Raw genomic sequence first — 23,368 nt, 5'->3', positions numbered from 1 at the left:
ATCCCGATGAAAAATCGGGACACTCAACCACCTACAGCGAATTTCAGGTTCAAAATTTAAGAGCCTGGGTCATTTCTTTATTTGAAAAGAGGAGTTTTTAGAAGAACAATTTACATCGAAAGTTCTGGTGGCTGAGTGAATTGCGTGAAGCGAGAGCACAACAAAATTTTTATAGAAAGTTATGGTGGTTTCGATACATCCCGATGAAAAATCGGGACACTCAACCACCTACAGCGAATTTCAGGTTCAAAATTTAAGAGCCTGGGTCGTTTCTTTATTTGAAAAGAGGAGTTTTTAGAAGAACAATTTACATCGAAAGTTCTGGTGGCTGAGTGAATTGCGTGAAGCGAGAGCACAACAAAATTTTTATAGAAAGTTCTGGTGGCTGAGTGAATTGCGTGAATCGAGAGCACAACAAAATTTTTATAGAAAGTTCTGGTGGCTGGGTGAATTCCGTGAAACGAAAGCGCAACAAAAATTTATATAGAAAATTCTAGGTGGCTGATTGAATTCCGTGAAGCGAGAGCACAACAAAATTTTTATAGAAAGTTCTGGTGGCTGAGTGAATTCCGTGAAGCGAAAGCGCAACGGTATTTGTACCGAAGCCACTGTCTCAAATCATTTCTCGCGAACCCCAAACAAAAAAAACCGCCTAAAAGGCGGTTCTTTTGTGCTTTATAGGCAGTTTTTAGCGGAATTATCCACATTTAGAAGAGCCGCAATCTTTGCAGGTAAGGCATCCCTCCTGATAAATCAATTCGGTAGAACCGCAATTTTCACATTTTTGTTTGTGCGCTACCGTTCCATCTTCAACATAGCGCTTTAAGGCGCGGGCAACACCATTTTTCCAGGTATTGATAGAGGCGCTGTCCAGTTGGAGGCTGTTTGTCAATTCCACCGCTTTTTCAATGGGCATACCATAACGCAAGGTGGTCGAAATCAGTTTTGCATAATTCCAATATTCCGGGTCAAACTTATGGGAAAGCCCTTCAATGGTTGTTTTATAACCCCGCTTGTTTTTGTACTGAAAATCGTAACGTGAAGTTCCGTCCTCATTCCGGTTTTTGATGATAACACCGCTTTCTACAGATCGTGGCAACAAGATTCCATCTTCATCATCTGCCATTCCGGTAAAGATCTCGTAAGGTTTCCCGCCGATCAACCCAATAAAAGCAATCCATTTTTCCTTATTGTTTTGAAAACGAACAATATCAGCATCTAAGATTTGTGGACGTTTTGTGGGGAATGCCGTTAGGTCGCTATCTTTTTCTTCTTTCTTTTCCTCGTTTGAAATTAAAACGCCAGAACGGGAACCATCACGGTAAACCGTTACGCCTTTACAGCCAGCCTGCCATGCTTCCAGATATAAATTACCCACTAAAGCTTCGTCGACATCATTGGGCAAGTTAATGGTAACACTTATGCTGTGATCTACCCATTTTTGCACCGCGCCCTGCATGCGAACTTTATTGAGCCAGTCCACATCATTAGATGTTGCTTCAAAATAAGGGGATTTCTTGATTAGAACATTCAGTTCTTCCTGGTTGTAATTTTTATCTGTATCGTAACCGTTGATTTTCATCCATTCTTTAAAACGGTGGTGGAAAACGACATATTCTTCCCAGGAATCGCCCGTTTCATCTACAAAATCTACCCGCGCATCCTTATCATTTGGATTTACTTTTCTACGGCGTTTGTAGACCGGTAGAAAAACCGGTTCGATACCGGAGGTGGTCTGGGTCATCAAACTAGTCGTACCTGTAGGAGCGATAGTAAGCAAGGCGATATTTCTACGTCCATATTCTAGCATGTCATAATACAGTTTTTCATCTGCTTTTTTAAGACGCTGTATAAAAGGGTTTTCTTTTTCCCTTTCGGAATCAAAAATAGGGAAGGCACCACGTTCTTTTGCAGCGTAAACCGAAGCGCGATAGGCTTCCACCGCGATGGTTTTATGAATTTCCACCGAAAACTCGGTTCCTTTTTCACTTCCGTACTTGATACCAAGGGCAGCCAGCATATCCCCTTCGGCAGTAATGCCTATACCGGTTCTTCTGCCTTCTTCAGCTTTTTGCTTGATATTGAGCCATAGGTTGCGCTCTACATTTTTGACTTCGTCCCCTTCTGGATCTGCATCTATTTTAGCTAAAATGGCATCTACTTTTTCAAGTTCCAGATCAATAATATCATCCATGATGCGCTGCGCCTTGCCAATGTGTTTCTTGAACAGTTCAAAATTGAAAGTCGCCTCATCCGTAAACGGATTTTCTACGTATGAAAAGAGATTAATAGCCAGCAAACGACAGGAATCGTAGGGGCAAAGCGGAATCTCGCCACAAGGATTTGTGGAGACCGTTTTGTAGCCCAGATCTGCATAACAGTCAGGCACTGATTCATTAATAATGGTATCCCAGAATAAAATGCCCGGTTCTGCCGATTTCCATGCATTATGGACGATTTTTTTCCAGAGTTTTTCAGCGTCAATTTCTTTCTGATTTACCGGATTTTTACTGAAAATCGGGTATTTTTGAGTGTATTTCGCCTGATTTTTAACCGCTTGCATAAAGCCGTCGTCAATACGCACAGAAACATTGGCACCGGTAACTTTTCCCTGTTCCATCTTCGCATCAATAAAATCTTCTGCATCAGGATGGTTGATGGAAACCGAAAGCATCAACGCACCGCGGCGACCGTCCTGGGCGACTTCCCGGGTTGAATTAGAATAGCGCTCCATAAAAGGTACCAATCCGGTTGAGGTCAATGCCGAATTTTTTACCGGGGAACCCTTGGGGCGTATATGAGAAAGATCGTGCCCCACGCCACCACGACGTTTCATGAGCTGCACCTGTTCCTGATCAATTTTCATGATACCGCCGTAAGAGTCAGAATTGCCGTTGTTGCCTATTACAAAACAATTAGAAAGGGAACCCACCTGATACGGGTTGCCTATTCCCGCCATGGGACTTCCCTGAGGCACGATATATTTAAAGTCGCGTATAAGATCAAAAACCTCGTCTTCGCCCATGGGGTTGGGATAACGCGATTCTATGCGTGCGATTTCTTTGGCGATACGCTTGTGCATGGCGTCTGGCGTGCTCTCATAAATGTTTCCATCAGAATCTTTGAGGGCGTATTTATTGACCCAAACCCGTGCGGCAAGGTCGTCACCCTTAAAATAAGCCAGGGCAGCATTAAAGGCTTCTTCCTGTGTAAAGACAGGAGTATTTGATGGAGAGACTTTTATAGACATAAAACTGATATTTTGCGGTTTATTCTCGAAATTGGAAAGCACAAAAGTATGTATATTTAAGAAACAAATCACTTCGAAGATTCATAAAGTTTACCGATTTATATATGTAAAATATTGATATATAGATAATTATTAATTTATTAACAGCAAATAGTTTACAAATTAATTTAATTTGTTTGTAAAGTTGGTGTTGAATTTTTAAGAAGTTGTGATCTATTGATAATCAGCTGCGGAAGGGTGATTTTTCATCGAAAATCCAATTCTCGAAGCGCATTGCAATTTGGTTTTTGATTGTATTCCTGTGCTTCAAAACCAAGCATTCTTGTGGTGACTCCATTTATTCTTTAAAGTTATTTTTGTGTAAATAGCTGTAAAACATATAGTTGTAAATATTATTATTTGATTTTATTTTTAGCTTTTCCGTTAAGGAAATCTAAATGATAATTATTGGCATTATTCCATTGAAACCCTATATTTGCACGTTTTATAAATTGACGGGGAGGAAGGTTTTCTACCTCAATTAATTAATAGTAGATCATAATGCAGAATAAAGGACTCATCAAGGTATTTGCGATTTTATTTGGGCTGGTAAGTTTATACCAACTCTCGTTCACCTATTTTACCAATTCCGTAGAGGATAAGGCAGAGGTTTTTGCGGAAAGCAAGGTGCCTGCATCCACTGACGATTATGTGGAGCGTAGGGGCGAGGTGAAAAAGATATATCTGGATTCCATAGGAAATGATCCTATTGCCGTAGGTATTACGTATAATGACGCTAAGGAAAAAGAACTCAACAAAGGGCTTGACCTTAAAGGTGGTATGAACGCCATTTTGGAAATTTCTGTAGCAGATATTTTACGAGGCCTGAGCAACAACAGCCAGGACCCGGCATTTAACCAGGCGCTTAGTGAGGCTGCCGAAGCTCAAAAAACAAGTCAGCAGGATTTTCTTGAAGATTTCAACGAAGCTTACCAGAATATCCCTGGCGACAATAGCCTCGCCTCTCCAGATCTTTTTGCAAATACGACACTGGGGGAAAAGGTTAACTTCAACATGAGCAATGATGAAGTGATAGACGTTTTACGTACGGAAGTGGACGAGTCCATAAATTCTGCTTTTGAAGTGTTGCGCAACCGTATCGATAAATTCGGTGTTACTCAGCCCAATATTCAGCGTCTAGATAACCGCTCGCGTATCCTTATAGAACTTCCCGGCGCTACCGATATTGAGCGTGTGAAGTTTCAATTGGAAAGTACTGCACAATTAGAGTTTTACAAAACCTACTTTGCCGGTGATGTTGCAGAATATCTTTTTAATGCAAACAATACCCTTAAAGAACTAATAGCACCGGCAGACGATGCCGCAGTCGCTCAGGATACTACCGAATCAGACGAAGATGATGCGATCAATGACCTGCTTGCCAGTGAAGAAGATACTACCAGTGCTGCAGCTGGCAACAATCCTTTATTTGAGATATTTCAGTTTAACCCTTACATTCAGCAGAACCCACAAACGGCCGTTTTGGGTTATGCCGCTGTACAGGATACCGCTACGATAAACAGATATCTTTCTAAACCAGAAATCATACGTGAACGCCCTCAGAATTTGCGTTTCGCTAAATTCCGTTGGGGAGTTACCGAAAGTGAAGATTCCAATATAGTTCCTTTGTACGCTCTACAATCTGACCGTGCCGGTACTGCCGCTATGGATGGTGATATCGTACAGGATTCAAGACAGCAATATACGCAGACGGGTCTTCCTTCCGTAGGTATCGACTTTGAAGGTCAGGGACCTTCGCAATGGGCAAAAATAACACGTGAAGTAGCACAGCAGGGGAATGCGATCGCCATTGTTCTTGATGATGTGGTTTATTCTGCAGCAACTGCAAAACAGGAAATTCCTAATGGTGCCACTGAAATATCCGGGAATTTTACCGTAAATAAAGCACAGGATCTTGCGAATGTTCTAAAAGCAGGTAAACTTCCTGCTTCCGCTAAAATCATCTCGTATGATGTGGTAGGGCCATCACTTGGTCAGGAAGCGATAAATAGTGGTTTAACCTCGTTTCTTCTGGCACTTTTACTTGTTCTTGCCTGGATGATCTTTTACTATGGCAAAGCCGGCTGGTATGCTGATATTGCACTTGCGGTAAACATTCTATTTATATTTGGAATTCTCGCCGGTCTTGGAGCGGTTCTTACCTTGCCGGGTATTGCAGGTATCGTTTTGACCATAGGTATGTCTGTAGATGCGAACGTACTTATCTTTGAAAGGATCAAGGAAGAAATGGCTAAAGGCAAATCGCAGCGGGATGCCATTAAAGATGGTTTTAACAACGCATTGTCCTCTATTTTAGATGCAAACATCACTACGTTTTTAACTGCATTGATCTTGTTCTTGTTCGGTACAGGACCTATTCAGGGTTTTGCGACCACGTTGATGATAGGTATCGCTACTTCTTTGTTTACTGCAATTTTCATCACCCGTCTATTTATTGACAGCTACGGAAAAAATGGAAAAGTATTGGCCTTTTCAACTCCAGCAACGAGAACTTTATTCCAGAATACGAATGTTGATTTTCTTAGTAAACGTAAAATCGCGTATACATTTAGTGGTGTATTGATTCTCATTAGTATCATCTCCTTCTTTACTAACGGCCTTGATCAAGGTGTTGACTTTGTGGGAGGAAGAAACTATACCGTGCGTTTTGACCACCCGGTCAATGCTAGTGATGCAGAAAGTAACCTTACTGCTGAATTTGGTAGTGCACAGGCAAAAACCTACGGGGATGCCAACCAGTTAAAAATCACGACCAAATATAAGATTGAAGACGAAGGTACAGAGATTGATAATGAGATTCAGCAAAAACTGTTTACAGCATTGAAATCCTATCTTCCTGCGAGCATCACTTACGACCAGTTTATTAAAGGTTCCAATGATGAAAAAATAGGTATTCTAGGGTATAACAAAGTGGGTCCTACTATTGCAAATGATATAAAAAGAGATTCCCTCTGGGCGGTTATAGGTTCGCTTATCGTTGTATTCTTATATATCCTGCTTCGTTTCCGCAGATGGCAATTTTCACTTGGTGCAGTTGTCGCTGTATTCCACGATGTAATTATAGTGCTTGGGATCTTCTCATTGACCTATAAGTTCCTTCCATTTAACATGGAAATTGACCAATCTTTTATCGCGGCGATCCTTACCGTAATTGGTTACTCGCTGAATGATACCGTGGTTGTGTTTGACCGTATCCGTGAATATCTTAATGAGCACGATGCAACCCGAAAAATGGGAACCATTATCAACCAGGCGATAAACAGTACCATTAGCCGTACGTTGAACACCTCGATGACAACCTTGATTGTGTTGCTTGCCATTTTTATCTTTGGTGGTGCAAGTATCATGGGCTTTATGTTCGCACTTATAGTAGGGGTTGTGGTAGGTACGTATTCTTCAATCTTTATTGCGACTCCGGTCATGTTTGATACCGTAGAAAAGAAAGCATTGAAGCACAAAATAGAAAGAGAAGAAGAGGAAGTGGCTCACTAAGCACTCTTAAAATAATAAAAAATCCGCTGGCTCTTATAAAGCTCAGCGGATTTTTTTTTTGCAGTTAATTCAGGAATTTAACCGTCTGTAGAACGAAATCATAAAGTATTATACTGATTTCAGAATGACATATTTAATCGAAATAATGACCAGAAATGCCTGTTTTTTGGTTGATTTCAACAGTTTTTAGATACTTTAAATTAAACTTTCCAGGATTGTACTTTATAAGCACTGTCCCAGAACATAAACTCTAACCTGCTCGCCGTAACGAAGGCTTCGGTCATATTTTCCTGTTTGCATGCAGTAAGATTATCTGCTACAGTGTCACAAATGGATTTCGCCTGTTCTACCAGTAAACCAAATTCTTCTCCTGCATAGGTTTCAATCCATTTGTTATAAGGATTATCCCCGGCTTTTTTATTTTCATAGATATAATCCCCTACTTTTTTATAGATCCAGAAGCAGGGTAAAACTGCAGCCATAGCTACTTCTACCTGCTCCAGGGCCGCGGTACTCTTTAGAAAACATATGTAATGATGGGAGGTGGGTTCTATGATGCCGCGGTGGGCAAGGCCGTATTCTTGAAAATATGAATCGTGCAGTGCTTTTTCTACCACAATGGCACCTTCCGCGAAGCGGGTAAAAGTCAATGCGTGATCAATATTTTGTGCCCTTGCTGCGATTAGTGCCAGGCTTCGCGCAAAGTGTTCCAGATAAAAAGAATCCTGACTCATATAAAACTGAAATTTTTCCAGAGGTAAAGAGCCATTTTGTAGTTCCTTTATGAATGGCATAGTAATGGTTTGCTCGTAAATAGCTTCAATTTGTGACCAGGCGTTATCTGTCCAATTCATTTTTTATAAGTTTTTGAGGATTAAAAAAGTGATTTACCGGTCCGTTGCCCTTTCCTACGGCGACATCTTTACCTTCTAAAATCGCCTGATGAATATAGTTTTGCCCTTGACGAACTGCCTCTTCTAACGATGCGCCCCGAGCGATATAAGAAGCAATTGCGGAAGATAGCGTGCAGCCAGAACCGTGTGTATTATTCGTATCGAATTTCTGGAACGTGTAAGTTTCAACCATGCCATCCGCAGAAAAATAGAGGGAAGTAAGTTTTTCGGACTTTAAATGGCCGCCTTTCAGCAAAACCGATTTACATCCCAACTTCATTATTTTGCTTCCGGCAAGCTTCATGTCTTCCACATTGTGAATTTCCATTTTTGCTAAAATAGCAGCCTCGTCCAGATTAGGCGTAAGTACTGCCGCTAAAGGGAAAAGTTTTTTAATAATGGTTTCGATCGTTTCTTCCTGAATAAGTTTATGACCGCTGGTAGCGACCATTACAGGGTCAAAAACGATAGGTAATTCTGGAAAATCTTTGAGTTTTTCGGTAATGATGTTGACCAATTTTGAGGTGTGCACCATGCCTATCTTAACGGCATCAGGAAAAATATCTTCAAGAATTGCATCGATCTGATCACCCACAACATGTTCTGGGATATTAAAAATGGATTTTACCCCCGTGGTGTTTTGGACTGGAAGCGCGGTCAATACCGAAGTTGCATAACAGCCCAATGCGGATATGGTTTTAATATCTGCCTGTATACCGGCACCACCGCTGCCATCAAATCCAGCTATGGTGAGCACAGATGGATATTTATATTTTTTTTGAATCATGCCTTTTCGATTTCGTTTCTAAGTTGTTCTGCTGCCTTTACAGGATGTGCTGAGGCACATATCGCTGAAACTACCGCGATACAATCCGCTCCTGCCTGTATGACCTCCTGTACATTTTTAGCGTTCATGTTGCCTATGGCCACTAAAGGTTTATCCGTCAAACTCTTTATTTTATTAATTCCCTCCAGGCCCCATTCTATGATGGTATCGGTTTTTGTGGATGTTTTGAAAACCGGACTTATACCCAGATAATCCGCTGCCGCCGTTTCCCTGGTTGTCAGCTGATCCAAATCTTCTATAGAATAGCCAATACAGGGCGTTTTTGTCCATAATTGGGCTACTTTGGATGGTGGAATGTCTGAAGTGCCCACATGGATTCCATAGGCGTTTACATTTATAGCAACCTCTAAATTGTCATTGATGATCAGTGGCACATCATAGGTTTCCAAAAGTTCTTTGAGCTTAAGCGCCTTTTGTTGAAAAACCAATGTGTCACAGTTCTTTTCCCGTAGTTGTACAACATCAACTCCTCCCTTGACCGCTTCTTCTGCAACTTGGAGAAAGTGTTTATGAATGCACGCCTCTTCCGAAAGTACCAAATAGAGCTTAAATGGAAATTGCTTATTGCTTACGTTCAACTTGTAATTTTAAAGTGGAATTAAATTCTTCTTCTGTGAGATTATAAAGCTTGTCAAGAATATGCATTTGCAAACTCCCTGGACCCTTGCTGTCTTGCGCGGCTAATTGCCCAGCAACGCCCAGAATTGCCATCGCGGTCGTCACTGCATCGACTTTGTTAGGGATGACCGCGGCAAACCCCGCAACAATGGCAGTGGCACTACAACCCATTCCGGTGATTTTTGACATCAATTCGTGGCCGTTTTTGAGGTGGATTTCCCGTTGGTTATCCAGAATAATATCTGTTGCGCCAGAGACGCAGACCACGCTACCATATTTGTCATTTAAAACCTTGGCAGCCTCAATGGCTTCACTACTTTCCGCGGAACTATCCACGCCTTTTGTGTTCGTGGTATTGTGTTTGGCAAGGGCCAGTATTTCAGAGGCATTCCCTCGAATGATCGTTGGCTGAAGTTTTAGTAGATCTGTCAGGACTTGATTGCGATACGGAGTGGCGCCTGCGCCCACGGGATCCAGAACCCACGGTTTCTTGAGCGTATTTGCGTGTTTAGCGGCTAGTATCATAGAAGTTGCCCAGTATTCATCTAAGGTTCCAATATTGACCACCAGCACCTGGCAGATGTTCACCATACTTTCCATTTCCTCATGGGCGTGCGCCATGATAGGGGAAGCACCGATTGCAAGAAGTGCATTTGCCGTGTTGTTCATCACCACATAATTTGTGATGTTGTGCACCAACGGGGACTTTTCTCTGAGAAGTTTAATGTTGTTCCAAAGGTTCTCGTTCATCATTGTTTCTTTTAGTTAGAAAAATGGCTGAAGGAACCTCTTTATGATAAAAGAAGTTTATAAACTTTTCCCTACGACGGTCTTAACCGATTCAGGTTCAAAGGGACTGTCTCAATTCTTTTCAGAATACCCCTAAAGCCACTCAAAATTAAACATCTCAGGTAAATTAAAATCACATTTCACGGTAATTTTTCAAGGAAATTTGAACATAAATCAGGCGTTTTTAACTAAAATCTGCCTCATTTTTACCATTTAATCGATATTTATGGAATATTTAAATGGCAAGATGGTTTGCATCATAGCGTTTACAGTTTACTAAAATTAAAATGCAAAAAAGGAATAATACGTATGATCACAGGTTTTATGAAATAGAGAACGCTACAAGAACTTTTCTGATCTTAGAATCTGAAAAACCTGTTTTGTTTGGAGAGTAGGCAAAAAAAAGCAGCCCCGAATTTTCGGGGCTGCTTTGAGAAATAAATAAAAACTAATTTATTTGATCATATCATAGGAGCGCTTTACAAAATCAGTAAGCTCTGCGCCTTTTAATAGACCTTGAGAAAGACGAGCAAGATCAAGGGATTGTTTGATCAAACGTTCCTGCTTTTTCTTGGTCTTGGTATTTAGAATTTCGGAAACCAGTTCATGGTTAGTATTTACCACAAGGTTGTACATATCTGGCATATTGCCCATACCAAACATGCCACCACCGCCGCCGGTCTGTTGCATTTCTTTCATACGACGCATAAATTCTGGCTGCGTGATGATAAAGGGAGCAGAACCGCTATCCATAGGCTGTAATTGCACATTATAGGACTTATTTGCGATAGTTTCCTCAAGCGTTGTTTTTAAAGTTTCCTTTTCCTCATCAGAAAGTTTAGAAATCTGGTCTTCATCTTTTTTGATCAGATTGTCAACGTGGTCACCATCTACACGTACAAAACTTATATTTTCCTTCTCACCTTCAATCTTTTGAATCAAGTGCGGAACTATTGGAGAATCAAGAAGCAATACATCGTAACCTTTTGCTTTTGCAGCTTTAATATATTGGTGTTGCTTATCCTGTTCAGAAGCATAAAGCACGACCAGTTTGCCATCTTTATCGGTTTGCTTTTCCTTTATTTTTTCCTGTAATTCATCAAAAGTATGGAAGCTTCCATCTACGGTAGGGTAAAGTGCAAATTTCTGGGCTTTTTCAAAGAACTTATCTTCGCTCAACATACCATATTCAATAACGATTTTAATATCGTTCCACTTTTTCTCAAAATCGGCACGATCATCATTAAAGAGTTGGTTAAGCTTATCAGCAACTTTTCTGGTAATGTAGCTGCTTATTTTCTTTACGGCGCCATCAGCCTGCAAATAGGAACGGGAAACGTTAAGCGGAATATCAGGAGAATCAATCACACCACGTAACATGGTCAAAAATTCTGGAACGATACCTTCAACGTTATCCGTTACAAATACCTGATTTTGATATAACTGAATGCGGTCACGTTGTGCATTCATGTCCTGGTTTAACCTGGGGAAATAAAGAATCCCTGTAAGGTTGAAAGGATAATCAACATTCAGGTGAATGTGGAAAAGCGGCTCCTCAAATTGCATGGGATACAGCTCACGGTAAAAACCTTTATAGTCTTTTTCCTCAAGTTCTGTTGGCTGCTTGGTCCACGCCGGGTTGGGATTGTTGATTATATTATCAACGGTTTTAGTTTCAGGTTCTGCGTCTTCCGCGGCATCTTCCGGCAAAGGAATTTCCTCCTCTGTGGTACCAAATTTAATTGGGATAGGCATGAACTTGTTGTACTTGCTCAAAAGTTCCTGAATCCTTGATTTTTTCAAGAATTCTTCGCTATCATCTGCAATGTGCAAAATGATTTCAGAACCATGTGTGTTTTTTTCAGTTTCCGTAAGGGTAAACTCCGGAGAACCATCACATTCCCAGTGCATGGCAGGAGCATCCTGATCAATGGCAGATTTTGTAATGATCTCCACTTTTTTAGCAACCATAAAAGCCGAATAGAAACCAAGACCAAAATGACCTATAATTCCGCTTTCTTTACCAGCTTCTTTGTACTTATCAAGAAATTCTTCTGCACCAGAAAAGGCAATGTCATTGATGTATTTGCGTACTTCCTCTTCGGTCATACCCACACCCTGATCTATAATATGAAGTTTTTTACCTTCTTCATCTATCTTAACTTCAACATAGGGACTACCATATTCTACTTTGGCTTCCCCTATATTAGTAAGATGCTTCAATTTTAAAGTTGCATCAGTTGCATTAGACACAAGTTCCCTCAAAAAGATCTCGTGATCGCTGTACAAAAACTTCTTAATAAGTGGAAAGATGTTTTCTACAGCAACATTTATTTTACCTGTTGACATACGTTATGTTATTTAAGATCGCCCGGTGGCGATGTGTTCTACAATTAGTGTTCTCTTTTTTAAGTATGTCAAAAAAAATACCAGTGAAGGATGCCGTGACAAAGTGGCATTGGTTTGTAAGTAAATAGTAAAAAGCACGACAATTCTGAAACGAATATTGAAATCATCCCTGATATTAGAATCGTAGGATTTGCACGCTAAAGACCTAGCAAACAGCTTTCATTTCTCATGAAAGAACTTTAACTCAAAATTTTGTTCAAGGGTTTTTTATTAGCGTTAAACAGAATTACTTTTACGGAACAACAGATTTGTTATGGCAGCTAAAATTAAGAAACAGGTTACTTCACAGACTACTACTAAAATAGAGCCTACAGCAGAAATCATAATTTCTACTTATATGGACTATGTTCTCGAGAACGGGGAACGTCCTAAAAGCGTCTATAAGTTTGCGAAGGAAAATGGAATGGAAGAAGCTGATTTCTATAACTTCTTTGGAAGCTTTGAAGGGTTGCGGGAACATATATGGGTTGCCTTTTATGAGAATACAATTCTGGTTCTAAACAAGGATAAGGGATATGTAAATTATCCCAATAAGGAAAAAATGCTCTCTTTCTTTTTTACTTTTTTTGAACTGCTTACGGCAAACCGCAGTTATGTTCTTTTCACGTTGCGGGAGCGCAATGATAAGATGAAAAATCTCAAGCAGTTGAGCAAATTACGTCTTGAATTCAAAGATTTTGCTGCAGACCTTATTGAACGTGGGAATGAGGAGAAAAATTCTAAACTGGTAAAAAACCCGGTGCGGATTTTTAGTGAAGGTGCCTGGGTGCAAATGCTGTTCTTGTTGAAATACTGGATGGATGATAATTCCGCTGGTTTTGAAAAGACAGACATTGCTATCGAGAAGTCTGTAAAAGCGATCTTTGATGTTTTTGAAACGACGCCCTTAGAGAGTGTTCTTGATCTTGGCAAATTTTTGTTCAAAGATCGTTTTGTAAAAGCTTAATTAAATTTTAGTATGAAAACCATAGATCATATACCAACGAATAAACTAGCCCGAGCCAGCAAACTGGTCACTACGGGGGTGAAATTGGGCGGTAATTATGCTAAATATTACAGTAAAAAAGCTTTTGACTCTTCTACAACTCGTGACGAACTCAACGAAGACAACGCAGAAGATATATATGACAGTTTAAAAAGCCTGAAAGGCAGTGCGCTTAAAGTGGCGCAAATGCTAAGTATGGAAAAAAATATTATGCCAAAGGCTTATGTGGAAAAGTTTTCGCTTTCCCAGTTTTCGGTGCCACCGTTATCTGCGCCTCTGGTACGTAAGACCTTTAAAAAATACCTCGATAAATATCCGGAAGATATCTTTGATACATTTACTAGCGAAAGTGTGAACGCGGCCAGTATTGGCCAGGTACACCAGGCAACATTGGATGGGAAAAAACTTGCTGTGAAAATACAATATCCCGGCGTCGCAAGTAGTATCAGTAGTGATTTGGCTCTAGTGAAGCCTATCGCTACCCGGATGTTTAACCTGAGGGGGAAGGATAAGGAAAAATACTTCAAAGAAGTAGAGCAAAAACTGCTCGAAGAGACAGATTACCTGCTTGAAGTAAAGCAAAGTATGAACATCACAACTTTGTGTGATCATATAGGGCACCTTAAATTCCCAAAATATTATCCAGAACTCTCAAGTGAGCGCATTATCACGATGGACTGGATGCAGGGGGAACATATAAGTGAGTTTACCGCTCATAATACAGATCAGGCGGTTGCAGATCAGGTAGGGCAGACCTTATGGGATTTTTATATGTACCAGATGCACGTACTCAAGCAAGTGCATGCAGATCCACATCCCGGCAATTTTTTAGTTGATGAGGAACATAATCTGGTCGCAATAGACTTTGGGTGTATCAAAGAAGTACCACAGGAATTTTATGAGCCTTATTTTGAACTTGCAAATCCTGAAAACATAGATAATCCTGAACTGTTTAGGCAAAAAATGTTTGAACTGGAAATATTGCGAAGGGATGATAGCCCGGAAGAATTGAAATTCTTTTCAGATATTTTTTATGAGATGCTCAGTTTGTTGACGAAGCCCTTTCACTCTGAAAAATTTGATTTTAAGGATGATAATTTTTTCAGCAAGATAGGGGAACTTAGTGAAAAGTATTCAAAAGATACAGAGCTTAGAAAAATGAACGGTAATCGTGGGAGCAAGCATTTTCTGTACATAAACAGAACGTTCTTTGGACTGTATAATTTGATGCATGATCTGGGATCACGAATCGACGTTGATAACTATAAAAAATATATAGATTAGGGCGAAATAAGAAATTAAAGATTATTGGTTAGGTTGTTTAGGAAAGCGTGCTTTTTGGTTGGAGCGCGCTTTCCGCATGTTTGGGCGTTACGTATCTAATTCAATATCCTGTTCAGTTCTTTGGCTACCGCATCTTCTTTGTTTGTGAATTCGCTTATATAATCAGCAACGGACTTTACATTTTCTTTGGCATTTGCCACGGCAATTCCCCAGCCTGCGTTATTTAACAGATCGACATCGTTATGATTATCACCAAATGCAATCACGGAACTCATGGGTAGTTGATACTCTTTTTCTAATAAATAGGCTAAAGCATCACTTTTGTCTATGTTTTTGGTAATAATTTCAATATAGGTTTTTTTCGACCTGTATAAATGTACCTTATCTGCGTGACCTGATTTTTCAAGTTGGTTGATCAGATCGTCCAGGATTTCTTCTTCCCCCATGCACATTATTTTGTGCGGTTGCTGCTCGTTTTCTTTGAGAACCTGTATCAATTGGTCATTGGGAACCAATTCTGGGTTTGCTTTGGTCGTGTATATTTCATGCTGAGTCCATTGGTCTTTTTCCGCAGTGCGCCAAATATCATTACAAAATGTACTTACATTGTAATTACGCCCTTTTTGATGATCAAGAATAGCTTGTAAAAAATCGAGCGTCATGGGCAGGCTCTTGATTGCTTTTTGATGATTATCCAAAATCAGAGCGCCGTTATAAGCAATAAGGGGATCACCTTTAATACCTAGTTTTTCCTGAAGGTAATACATTGCTGAAGGCATACGCGACGATGCCAGGACCGTATGGTATTTCCCATTGAGCCTTTTAAAGGTTTCTTGTGTTCCGGGCGAGATAGCTCGATCCTTATCCAGCAAGGTGCCGTCTATATCCAGACAGATAACTTTTATATTTTCCTTTTCCATGAGCTAAAGATAGCGGCTTTCTTTTTAATGGGAAAAGAAGAAAAATGGAATTGTTCGAGAATAGAATATTGAAATTAAGATTTACATAATATATTTTATATTTAGCTTATGACAACATTCACATCTTCTTTGCCTAGCGACCTTTTAGATGATTTAGCTAAAATGGCCAAAAAGCATAAGATTGCCAAAAACAAAATTTTAGAAAAGGCGTTGACCATCTATTTAGATCAGCTAAACCGGGCAGAATATGTACGTTCTTATGAAGAAGCTGGGCAGGATTTAGAAGTAATGGAAGTCGCCGAAGAAGGCATGAGCCATTATCTTGAGAATCTTGAAAATAATATGCTTTGAAGCAGGGCGAAATCTGGGAACTTTACCTTGATCCCATAAAAGGAAGTGAGCAGGGCGGCCGAAGGACTGTGGTGATCATTAGCGGTAATTTGCTTAATGAACATCTCAAGATCGTGATTGTTTGCCCGCTCACTACAAAAGTAAAAAATTACAAAGGCAATGTAATCTTAGAACCTTCCACAGAGAACGGACTTCTAGCTATTTCTGAAATTTTAGTGTTTCACGTGCGCTCGGTCACTAAAGAACGCCTAAAGGAAAAAATTGGAACTATAACCGCAAAACAATTGACCGAAATTAAGCAAACGCTGGATGATATTTTGCGATATTAATTAAGGAATACAGTTCAAAAAACTTAATATTCTACCTGTTTTTCCAGCTTACGCGCTTCTTTTTTGATGTCATATCCCATATTCCTTAAACTGTTTTCCCAGTCCAGTTTACGATACTGTTCTTTGGATTTTATGCGCTTGAGATAGTGAATACGAAGCAGTATGATTTTTACAAATTGACAATCTGAGGTTGTTAGCTCCTCTTTGTCTTTTCCCATAATTTGTAGCAGCTTTTTTGACTTGTCCATACTGGGCGCGTCAGGATAATTAGCCACGGTAATGGGGGCGAGATCTGTCATGAGCCAGGCGCGGAATTCGGCCTGAGACATATTAAGTGTTTGATGTAATTCCTTGTAGGTTTTATCCTTTAAAAGCATGTGGCAATTTTTGCAAACATAAAAGATATATAAGGACTGCAAAAACACAAAGCGTTAAGTTTACGTAAATAAACGAACTCTTTTTAAAATTCAGAAAAACGCTGTTTTTTTGATATAAAAAGGAATAAAAAAGGTCAATAAACCTTATAAAATTGACATAAATCGGTGCTTTTTGTCAATCTAACCCTTGTCTGCAGAATACGGTTTTAACAAGCAAAAACGGCTTTTTGTGCCGTTTTTTTAGTAAACTTGACCATTAAATTTAACAGGTTCTTTTTTTTATGAAATTAAAACAACTGTGTGCCGGGATTTTCTTTTTGATTTCGGTGGCCGTAACTGCACAGCAGAAGGCAATTACCCTTGAAGAAATATGGGGCGGTGCTTTCCGCATGGAATATCTTGATCGCTTACGTTCGTTAAACAACGGTACAGAATATTCCCTCCTCCAGACAGATCAAGCTACACAAGCAAAGAGCATAGACGTTTATAGCTATAAAACGGGCGAGAAAGTCCGCACACTTCTGGATTCTAAATCGCTGGATGGTCTGGATACTTTTTCTGGCTATACCTTTAGTAAAAATGAAGGTAAAGTCATGCTTAGTACCCAGGTACAATCTATTTACCGTCGCTCTACGCTGGGTGTATATTTTGTATATGATTTTGCCGAAAAAACGCTGACCCAGGTTGCTGATAAACCTATACAGGAGCCCACTTTTCCCCCAGATGCAACAAAAGTTGCCTACGGCCAGGACAACAATCTTTTTATTAAAGATCTCGCTACCGGCGAAACAACTCAAATTACTCAGGATGGTGAAAATAACGCCATAATCAACGGTATAACAGACTGGGTTTATGAAGAGGAATTTTCCCTTGTACGTGCCTTTGACTGGAGTAAAAATGGCAATAAACTGGCGTTTATACGTTTTGATGAACGCGAAGTGCCCCAGTTTTCAATGGATGTTATGGGTCAGGAACTGTATCCGGAGCAGGATGTTTTCAAGTATCCTAAAGCTGGCGAGGCCAATGCAAAAGTGAGTTTGCATATATACGATGTTTCTTCGGAAGAAATACAGGATGTTGACCTGACTGATTTTGATACTTATTATATCCCAAGATTGTCCTGGAGCAACGATAATAATATTCTCGCGGTACAAACACTTTCCAGAAAGCAAAATGCGGTCAGCCTCATTTTTGTAGATGGGGAAACCGGCAAGGCGAGACTTGCCGTGCGCGATGAAGATGCGGCTTATGTAGATGTAACTGATAATCTTACCTTTTTAGAAGACAATAGTTTTATCTGGACCAGCGAAAAAGACGGTTGGAACCATATTTACCACTACGATAAAAATGGAAAACTGAAAAACCAGGTAACTTCCGGAAACTGGGAAGTCACCAGTTATTATGGTTATGATAAAAAAACGGATCGAGTCTTTTATCAAAGCACTGAAAATGGTTCTATCAACCGCGGTGTATATTCAATAACCCTGAATGGAAAGGGAAAAAAGGAACTTTCAGTTGAAAAAGGCACAAATTCTGCCGATTTTAGTGCTGATTTCACCTATTATATAAACACATTTTCTGATACCGAAACGCCTTACGTCTTTACATTGCACAATGCAAAAAACGGAAAACTGATTCGCACGATAAAAGACAATTCAGCTTTAAAAGAACAACTTTCTGGGTATACGCTTTCTCAAAAAGAATTTATTACCGTTCCCGTAAATGGCGAGGAGCTTAATGCGTACATGATTAAACCTAAAGATTTTGATCCCAGTAAAAAGTACCCACTATTTATGACCCAATATTCCGGTCCAGGTTCTCAGAGTGTGGCAAACAGCTGGGGCGGCAGTAATGATTACTGGTTTCAAATGCTGGCGCAGGAAGGTATAATTATCGCCTGTGTAGATCCTCGCGGTACCGGTTTTAAAGGTAGGGATTTTAAGAAAATGACCCAGAATGAACTTGGTAAATACGAAGTGGAAGATCAGATCGCAGCTGCTCAATTTTTTGGTCAGAAAGATTTTATAGATGCTTCAAGAATAGGAATCTGGGGATGGAGCTATGGAGGTTTTATGGCTGCCAACTCACTTTTTCAAGGTGCAGATACTTTTGAAATGGCCATCGCGGTAGCACCGGTCACCAGCTGGCGTTTCTATGATACCATTTATACGGAGCGCTATATGGGTGTTCCGCAGGAAAATGCAAATGGATATGACGAGAACTCCCCTTTAAGCCACGTTAATGAACTTAAAGGTAAATTTTTGCTCGTACATGGTAGTGCAGATGATAACGTACACCTACAAAATACCATGCGTCTCGTTGAAGCTCTGGTGCAGGCAAACAAGCAATTTGACTGGGCGATCTATCCAGATAAAAACCATGGAATCTATGGTGGTAATACACGTTTGCACCTCTTTACCAAAATGACCAATTTCATCAAAGAAAATTTATAACAACCTTCAACACTGATTTATTATGGCGCAAACTGCTCGCGTTCCTCAAAAGCAACTTTTTGGACAGCCTATAGGGTTGTACGTACTTTTTTTTACCGAAATGTGGGAGCGTTTTTCCTATTATGGAATGCGCGCGATACTTACACTTTACCTGGTAAGTCAGACCATGGGAGAAAATCCAGGATTGGGATGGACAAATGCAGAAGCACTTTCCCTTTACGGTTGGTATACGATGCTGGTTTATGTTATGTCTATTCCCGGAGGTATAATTGCAGATAAAGTACTGGGGCAGAAAAAGACCGTTCTCTATGGGGGTATACTCCTTGTTATAGGTCACGGTATACTCGCTGTTGAAGAAATGTGGGCATTTTATACGGGACTTTTATTGATCATTCTTGGCGTGGGTATGCTAAAGCCGAATATTTCCACCATGGTGGGAGGTTTGTATAAAGAGGGTGATATACGCCGCGATAAGGGATTTACAATTTTCTATATAGGAATTAACGTAGGTGCATTTTTAGCCGGTATTACGGTGGGTACCGTAGGTGAGTTTTATGGATGGCATTATGGTTTTGGACTCGCTGGTATAGGGATGCTCCTCGGCCTTTTAGTTTATGTATGGGGTCAAAAATACCTTGTGAATGTTGGTAATTTGCTTTCTCAGGAGGATAGGGATTCTGGTGCATCACTTGGTAATCTTTTCTCAAACCTCTTCAAGTCACGCCTGCAGCTTATGATCTCTTTGGGACTACTCGTATTTTCAGTTTACTGGATGGCGGTAGAGTCTGTGGCGTATGGTTTGCTTTTTATTTTTCTAACCGTAGTCGTTGCCTTAATGATGATGGTCTATCAGGATCTTACCTCTAAAATCATGAAAGATAGGTATGTTGTTATGCTGCTTTCGTTTATACTGGTAATCGTATTCTGGGGAGCTTTTGAACAGGCCGGTGGACTCATGAATATTTATGCTAAAGACAATACAGACCGTATGCTAATGGGTTTTGAGATACCAGCGTCATGGTTTCAGTCGGCCAACTCTTTTTTCATTATTACCCTGGGAACACTTATCGCGGGGTTTTGGGCCAAGAGGCGTTTAAAAGGCAAGGAAGCTTCTTCGCTTTTTAAGATGGCAATAGGCGTTTTGATCATGGGACTTGGTTTTATCTTTATGGTATTTGCATCCTTACAGTTTCAGAGTGAGGGATCGTCTGCCATGTATTGGTTGGTTTTGGCGTATTTGTTCCATACGGTAGGGGAATTATGCTCTTCGCCCGTAGCCTTATCTTTTATCACTAAACTTGCGCCCGCGAAATACGCTTCCTTAATGATGGGTGTATATTTTGCGGCAACCGGTCTTGGTAATAAAGTTGCCGGCGTACTGGGGGAATCAGCTTCTGAGGCAGGAGAAATGAGTATTTTCCTGGGAATAACCATTTTCACCGTTATTTTTGCCGGTATTGTTCTTCTTATGCTGAAGCCTTTAAAACGACTTACACACGGTGCCGAAGATAATGAACGTGAGATATCAGAGCAGGAGGATTATGAATTAGGTGACCCTGAAGTAACCAAATAGTTGCGAAGGTCTATAGATGCTAATTTGTTTCTTAAGTTTTTATTTTAGTAGCGAATAGAATATTCTTATAGGACGTGTATCCATGTGTGTCAAGCTACTTGAAGTTTTGAGTTCTTTTGGAACAACTTTTGAAGTCATGACCTAAAAAACAAGTTAAGATGAAGACGTTATTCACTGCATTGATAATTTTAGTGTTCGTTCATATTCTTCCCGCACAGAGCAAAATCAAGTGGATGAACATGAACGAAGCGCTTTCCGCACAAAAGGAAAATCCCAAAAAGATTTTTATGGATGTCTATACAGACTGGTGTGGACCGTGCAAACTGCTTGATAAAAACACGTTTTCAAATGACGATGTTGCTACTTATATCAATGAAAATTTTTACCCTGTAAAATTTAACGCCGAAGGCACTGAGGAGATCACCTATAAGGATTTTAAGTACACGAACCCCAATCACGACCCGGATCGTAAAGGCCGTAACAGCCAGCATTTCCTGGCGCATGCACTCAAGATCAATGCGTATCCCAGTATGGTTTTCTTCAATGAAAGCGGAGATCTAATCCAGCCTGTACCCGGTTATCATACACCGAAACAGTTAGAGTTATTTTTAAAACTCGTAGCTACTGATGCTTATAAAGAGGTCACTACTTCCGAAGCCTGGAAAAAATATCAAGATAATTTTGTAAGTACTTTTAAAGAATAAATAAACCTTATTTTACAATAAAAGCTCCCTTTTCATACGTGCTGTGAAAAGGGATTTTTTCTTTTGCGCAAGTAGTTTCCCAGCGTTCGATGTAACTTTTGTAATTGCTGCCATCTGCGATAAGTTCAACATCAGGGTATTTCTTTAGCAGGCGGTTTAGATTGATTTTGGGCGACTGCCGCAGCAAAATATAATCGGGTTTCGCACCCTCAATCGCGTATATGCCCAGACTGTCTATGATCAAAACTTCTTTGTTATTATGGATGTAATAATTCCCTATGTTTTTTTTCTGAATTTGTTCTACCCGAGTGTTCTCCTGATATAGACCAATAATTTTAGCATCGCTCTCACTGTCAGAAAACAGGCGTAACGTACCACTATGTTCTTCAATAAGTGTACTTTCTTTATATTGATGAAGAACGGTAATATGCCCTTTTTTTTTATTAATCTTTTCGAAAATGGTATAGGATATCAGTATCAAAAAGCTGACTAGCATAAAGATCAGAGTGTTGTACTTAAGATTTCTAATAAATCTTCCACTACTTACGATTACTAAATAGGTCAAAACGAGCAAACCTGTACTAAAGTAAATGTGTTTGTATATCCACGTATCAAACCCAGCCATCAGGAATATAAAATCATTGAGCACGCGCACAAGATGTTCGTAAGCTTCGGCAAAAATTGCCGGAAGTACACCAAAAGCGGCCAAAATAAGGTTGAAAATCCCGACTCCAAGCACAATTCCCAAAAATGGAATCACGAGTATATTCGATATAAAGAACAAGCTTGAAAACTGATGAAAATAAAATAAGCTCAGCGGTAAAACACCCAGTTGGGCAGTAAAGGTTACCGAAAAAACACCCCAGAAATAGCTTAAAATCCGGTTTTTCGGCTTCCATAGCGCATAAATTGACGGTTGCAGCCATAAAATGAAAAACACCGCGGCATAACTGAGCTGAAAACCTACCTGAAACAAGAGCGAGGAATCAATAAGCAACAGGAAAAACCCCGAAGCGATGAGGCCGTTCATCCCACCATTTTTCCGGTTACTGGCGAGCCCAATTTGTAAGAACGTGAACATCGTGGCCGCTCGTAAAACCGAAGGTGAAAGGCCGGCAATAAAGGCAAATATCCAGACGCCAAGAATAACCAGTATGCTTCTTAGTCGCCGCATAGTACGTTTGTTGCCTAAAGGTTTAAAAATAAAACGAAGCAAAAAAAGGATAATGCCCACGTGCAAACCAGAAATTGCCAGGATATGAATCACACCGGCATCTATATAATTTTGGCGCGTTTCTGGAGAAAGTTGCTGACGTTGTCCCAGAAGCAGTGCATTGATCACGCCCCATTCCCGGGGTGCAAAATCGTATTTTATCAAACGTTGTTGAAGAAAATTACGAAGCCGTGCGGCAAACCCGTAAGCAGAACTTATGTTTTGACTTAAAATGAAGATTTCCTTATTATGAGTATAAATTTGTCCATGAATTCCCAAATTTGACATATACCCGGCGTAATCAAATTGGTAAGGATTTCGTGGTTTGGGAATTGTTTTGATAGTGCTTTGTAAAGCAAGTACGTTGTCAACTTCAAAGCGTTTTGAATGGCGCTGAAGTTCGGTTGTACTGTCTCGTGCAATGGTTAGCAGGACTTTTCCGGTGGTATTTTGGGCATTTATTTGATTGACTCCTGCCACATAGCGCCGCGCGTAGTTGGTGGGTTTTAAAACCTCCTGAATGCTCAGGGATATAAGGCCGCGCTCGTGAACGTGGTTCCTGAAATGTGTTTCCTCCTGAAGTGGATCGTTTACTATCGTGGTAAGTATGCCGATACTTACAAAACAAGCGTACAGCGGGAGACTGAGCCAGAAATTTTTCCGTTTACGGAATAAAAGGTGAAAAATAAGGGCAAAAATTGCCAATATTAGGGTGAAAAGTGCAGTTTTAGGAACAGAAAAGGTTAGCCATTTTTGCAGAACAATACCTGCGACAAGGCAGCAGAGCAGATTGAAAATGGGATGGTTAAAACCTTTCATTG

General features: G+C 40.2%; 17 protein-coding genes and 1 riboswitch. Of the genes, 8 read left to right on the top strand and 9 right to left on the bottom strand.

The features are described 5' to 3' along the window. Positions 1-697: 697 nt before the first annotated feature. Positions 698-3,250: an adenosylcobalamin-dependent ribonucleoside-diphosphate reductase gene (locus P162_RS04550; RefSeq protein WP_031426051.1), complete on the bottom strand. Its 2,553-nt coding sequence runs from the start codon at positions 3,248-3,250 to the stop codon at positions 698-700. Positions 3,251-3,790: 540 nt separating this feature from the next. Here P162_RS04550 and secDF point away from each other — a divergent pair. Next, entirely contained in the window at positions 3,791-6,802 is a 3,012-nt protein-coding gene (secDF, locus tag P162_RS04545; protein WP_031426050.1) for a protein translocase subunit SecDF, read from the top strand. A gap of 200 nt (positions 6,803-7,002) precedes the next feature. On the opposite strand, the gene tenA is transcribed toward secDF, so the two are convergent. From tenA to htpG, 5 genes are all read right to left on the bottom strand, one after another. Next, positions 7,003-7,656: a thiaminase II gene (tenA, locus tag P162_RS04540; protein ID WP_031426049.1), complete on the bottom strand. Its 654-nt coding sequence runs from the start codon at positions 7,654-7,656 to the stop codon at positions 7,003-7,005. Then, a complete protein-coding gene (gene thiD, locus P162_RS04535) occupies positions 7,640-8,482 on the bottom strand; it encodes a bifunctional hydroxymethylpyrimidine kinase/phosphomethylpyrimidine kinase (RefSeq protein WP_031426048.1) in 843 nt (280 codons plus the stop codon). Before thiD ends, tenA begins: the two co-directional genes overlap by 17 nt. Then, positions 8,479-9,120, bottom strand: coding sequence for a thiamine phosphate synthase (thiE, locus tag P162_RS04530; RefSeq protein WP_031426047.1), 642 nt, complete (start codon positions 9,118-9,120; stop codon positions 8,479-8,481). The genes thiD and thiE overlap by 4 nt, the downstream gene beginning before the upstream one ends. Next, positions 9,104-9,910, bottom strand: coding sequence for a hydroxyethylthiazole kinase (gene thiM / locus P162_RS04525; RefSeq protein WP_031426046.1), 807 nt, complete (start codon positions 9,908-9,910; stop codon positions 9,104-9,106). Before thiM ends, thiE begins: the two co-directional genes overlap by 17 nt. Before the next feature lie 51 nt (positions 9,911-9,961). Further along, positions 9,962-10,054: riboswitch (TPP riboswitch) on the bottom strand. A gap of 348 nt (positions 10,055-10,402) precedes the next feature. Next, positions 10,403-12,298: a molecular chaperone HtpG gene (gene htpG, locus P162_RS04520; protein ID WP_031426045.1), complete on the bottom strand. Its 1,896-nt coding sequence runs from the start codon at positions 12,296-12,298 to the stop codon at positions 10,403-10,405. 313 nt (positions 12,299-12,611) lie between these two features. Here htpG and P162_RS04515 point away from each other — a divergent pair, with 313 nt between their 5' ends. Together P162_RS04515 and P162_RS04510 are read left to right on the top strand one after the other, a co-directional pair. Then, positions 12,612-13,304, top strand: a complete 693-nt coding sequence (locus P162_RS04515) for a TetR family transcriptional regulator C-terminal domain-containing protein (RefSeq protein WP_031426044.1) — start codon at positions 12,612-12,614, stop codon at positions 13,302-13,304. Between the two features lie 12 nt (positions 13,305-13,316). Further along, positions 13,317-14,627, top strand: a complete 1,311-nt coding sequence (locus tag P162_RS04510) for an ABC1 kinase family protein (RefSeq protein ID WP_031426043.1) — start codon at positions 13,317-13,319, stop codon at positions 14,625-14,627. Positions 14,628-14,722: 95 nt separating this feature from the next. On the opposite strand, the gene P162_RS04505 is transcribed toward P162_RS04510, so the two are convergent. Further along, positions 14,723-15,547: a Cof-type HAD-IIB family hydrolase gene (locus P162_RS04505; protein ID WP_031426042.1), complete on the bottom strand. Its 825-nt coding sequence runs from the start codon at positions 15,545-15,547 to the stop codon at positions 14,723-14,725. A gap of 108 nt (positions 15,548-15,655) precedes the next feature. Between P162_RS04505 and P162_RS04500 the strand changes: the two genes are divergently transcribed. Together P162_RS04500 and P162_RS04495 are read left to right on the top strand one after the other, a co-directional pair. Then, positions 15,656-15,898: a CopG family transcriptional regulator gene (locus P162_RS04500; RefSeq protein ID WP_031426041.1), complete on the top strand. Its 243-nt coding sequence runs from the start codon at positions 15,656-15,658 to the stop codon at positions 15,896-15,898. Beyond that, positions 15,895-16,227: a type II toxin-antitoxin system PemK/MazF family toxin gene (locus P162_RS04495; RefSeq protein ID WP_031426040.1), complete on the top strand. Its 333-nt coding sequence runs from the start codon at positions 15,895-15,897 to the stop codon at positions 16,225-16,227. Before P162_RS04500 ends, P162_RS04495 begins: the two co-directional genes overlap by 4 nt. Before the next feature lie 23 nt (positions 16,228-16,250). On the opposite strand, the gene P162_RS04490 is transcribed toward P162_RS04495, so the two are convergent. Further along, positions 16,251-16,604 (bottom strand): DUF3140 domain-containing protein, encoded by a 354-nt coding sequence (locus P162_RS04490; protein ID WP_031426039.1) that lies wholly within the window; start codon positions 16,602-16,604, stop codon positions 16,251-16,253. Between the two features lie 281 nt (positions 16,605-16,885). Here P162_RS04490 and P162_RS04485 point away from each other — a divergent pair, with 281 nt between their 5' ends. The 3 genes from P162_RS04485 to P162_RS04475 all read left to right on the top strand — a co-directional run bounded on the left by P162_RS04485 (position 16,886) and on the right by P162_RS04475 (position 21,334). After that, entirely contained in the window at positions 16,886-19,057 is a 2,172-nt protein-coding gene (locus P162_RS04485; RefSeq protein WP_031426038.1) for a S9 family peptidase, read from the top strand. Between the two features lie 22 nt (positions 19,058-19,079). Then, positions 19,080-20,630, top strand: coding sequence for a peptide MFS transporter (locus tag P162_RS04480; protein WP_031426037.1), 1,551 nt, complete (start codon positions 19,080-19,082; stop codon positions 20,628-20,630). Between the two features lie 158 nt (positions 20,631-20,788). Next, complete coding sequence (locus tag P162_RS04475) at positions 20,789-21,334, top strand: thioredoxin family protein (protein WP_031426036.1); 546 nt, start codon at positions 20,789-20,791, stop codon at positions 21,332-21,334. 7 nt (positions 21,335-21,341) lie between these two features. Here P162_RS04475 and P162_RS04470 read toward each other — a convergent pair whose 3' ends face one another. Continuing rightward, positions 21,342-23,366 (bottom strand): ComEC/Rec2 family competence protein, encoded by a 2,025-nt coding sequence (locus tag P162_RS04470; protein WP_051907776.1) that lies wholly within the window; start codon positions 23,364-23,366, stop codon positions 21,342-21,344. Positions 23,367-23,368: the final 2 nt, after the last annotated feature.

The sequence above is a fragment of the Flavimarina sp. Hel_I_48 genome (genome assembly GCF_000733945.1).
Taxonomy (GTDB): Bacteria; Bacteroidota; Bacteroidia; order Flavobacteriales; family Flavobacteriaceae; genus Leeuwenhoekiella.
Note: the sequence above shows the minus strand (reverse complement) of the source record. Positions and strands in the feature narration are given on the sequence as shown.

What these genes read in the sequence shown, in the direction of transcription:
- tenA (WP_031426049.1), bottom strand. Translation starts at nt 7,656, where the DNA reads ATGAATTGGACAGATAACGCCTGGTCACAAATTGAAGCTATTTACGAG.
- P162_RS04515 (WP_031426044.1), top strand. Translation starts at nt 12,612, where the DNA reads ATGGCAGCTAAAATTAAGAAACAGGTTACTTCACAGACTACTACTAAA.
- P162_RS04485 (WP_031426038.1), top strand. Translation starts at nt 16,886, where the DNA reads ATGAAATTAAAACAACTGTGTGCCGGGATTTTCTTTTTGATTTCGGTG.
- P162_RS04510 (WP_031426043.1), top strand. Translation starts at nt 13,317, where the DNA reads ATGAAAACCATAGATCATATACCAACGAATAAACTAGCCCGAGCCAGC.
- P162_RS04470 (WP_051907776.1), bottom strand. Translation starts at nt 23,366, where the DNA reads ATGAAAGGTTTTAACCATCCCATTTTCAATCTGCTCTGCTGCCTTGTC.
- thiM (WP_031426046.1), bottom strand. Translation starts at nt 9,910, where the DNA reads ATGAACGAGAACCTTTGGAACAACATTAAACTTCTCAGAGAAAAGTCC.
- htpG (WP_031426045.1), bottom strand. Translation starts at nt 12,298, where the DNA reads ATGTCAACAGGTAAAATAAATGTTGCTGTAGAAAACATCTTTCCACTT.
- secDF (WP_031426050.1), top strand. Translation starts at nt 3,791, where the DNA reads ATGCAGAATAAAGGACTCATCAAGGTATTTGCGATTTTATTTGGGCTG.
- P162_RS04490 (WP_031426039.1), bottom strand. Translation starts at nt 16,604, where the DNA reads ATGCTTTTAAAGGATAAAACCTACAAGGAATTACATCAAACACTTAAT.
- P162_RS04500 (WP_031426041.1), top strand. Translation starts at nt 15,656, where the DNA reads ATGACAACATTCACATCTTCTTTGCCTAGCGACCTTTTAGATGATTTA.
- P162_RS04550 (WP_031426051.1), bottom strand. Translation starts at nt 3,250, where the DNA reads ATGTCTATAAAAGTCTCTCCATCAAATACTCCTGTCTTTACACAGGAA.
- P162_RS04475 (WP_031426036.1), top strand. Translation starts at nt 20,789, where the DNA reads ATGAAGACGTTATTCACTGCATTGATAATTTTAGTGTTCGTTCATATT.
- P162_RS04505 (WP_031426042.1), bottom strand. Translation starts at nt 15,547, where the DNA reads ATGGAAAAGGAAAATATAAAAGTTATCTGTCTGGATATAGACGGCACC.
- thiD (WP_031426048.1), bottom strand. Translation starts at nt 8,482, where the DNA reads ATGATTCAAAAAAAATATAAATATCCATCTGTGCTCACCATAGCTGGA.
- P162_RS04480 (WP_031426037.1), top strand. Translation starts at nt 19,080, where the DNA reads ATGGCGCAAACTGCTCGCGTTCCTCAAAAGCAACTTTTTGGACAGCCT.